This is a genomic window from Lutibacter sp. HS1-25, from assembly GCF_004121075.1.
Classification (GTDB): domain Bacteria; phylum Bacteroidota; class Bacteroidia; order Flavobacteriales; family Flavobacteriaceae; genus Lutibacter.
In genome coordinates this window covers 1-1,124 of the sequence record NZ_RHLN01000072.1, presented here as the reverse complement: position 1 = coordinate 1,124, position 1,124 = coordinate 1, and the positions used below count along the sequence as shown (strand labels likewise).

At 27.3% G+C, this 1,124-nt stretch carries 1 protein-coding gene; it reads right to left on the bottom strand.

Annotated elements, in window-relative coordinates; translation table 11 throughout:
• Window positions 1-136: 136 nt before the first annotated feature.
• Window positions 137-664: a hypothetical protein gene (locus EC396_RS12250; protein WP_129366951.1), complete on the bottom strand. Its 528-nt coding sequence runs from the start codon at window positions 662-664 to the stop codon at window positions 137-139.
• Window positions 665-1,124: the final 460 nt, after the last annotated feature.

The following is a 1,124-nucleotide window of genomic DNA, read 5'->3' as shown; positions in this document are numbered from 1 at the left end:
ATTCCAACAATCAAATTCCAATGCTCAAACTCGGCTGTAATATGATTTGTGCGACTGGAAAATCGGAGATTTTTCTGCCGTAGCAAATCGTTAGTTGAATGTTTGTCGTTAATGTTAGTTCGAATGTAAGCATAAATTATATGAGGTGTTGGCTAACGTTTTTTTTAATCATTATACTCTCAATCTCAATTAATTTTGTTTCAATTCTCTCTTTGAATTCTACTCCTTTAAATCCCCAAGAGCAATAGACAACTGCATATGTTCTATTATTTAATTCAATTACGTCAAATTTCTCTTTTAACTTACTCATAATCTCATTCGGAGAATTAGTCAAGTCTATTTTTGCAATAACATATTCAAATACTCGATTTCCTGTATTCTCTAGTTTATAATCTAAAATTATTTTTTTGTCATTAATCAAGAGTTCTGTTTCTCCGTTTAGATTTACTTTTCCATTAAACATATTTCTCGCTTGGGCAAAAATCTCAGATTTACTCGATGAAGCAAAATAAATCAAGAAAGCTTTAACAATTCCAATAATTAATCCAATTCCTGCAAAAATGTATAAAATCACATTATAGTTAATTTCACCAAAGTATTTTACTAAATATCCAAGGATTAAAAAGATTGAAATCCAAATAATTATAATTCGTAAGTATTTCATTTATTTCTGAATTTCGTAATGTTAGCCAACGGGCTTTTATAAGATTTGTGCGGTTTAAAAATACGATATTTTTCAGCCGTAGCAAATTGTTTGTTTAATATTTTAAATTTTGTATTAGTTCGAATTATAGCATAAATTTTATGAGTTGTTAGGCAATGTGATTTTGAGTTCAAATTAATCTTTCGGAGCTAAATTTCTACGTGTCAAAACCTCATTTTGTTTTTAAATTCCGAGATTTCTCTTTTTAGCTAGATTTTTCTGAAATCTTAAATATTCTAACATTCAAATTCCAACGCTCAAACTCCGATTAATTTTTAATCCGAAATTTGTCATTTTATTTTAAATATTTATAGAATTCGTTGCTCAATTCTATTTATTTCAATGAGCTTTTTTGTCAAATATTCAGACAAATAAATGATTTTGAATCAAATAACTCAAAATAAGGAATTCAGAGAGAATT

Bases quoted from the DNA above. Each gene is read 5' to 3' on its own strand.
- EC396_RS12250 (WP_129366951.1), bottom strand. From the start codon at position 664: ATGAAATACTTACGAATTATAATTATTTGGATTTCAATCTTTTTAATC.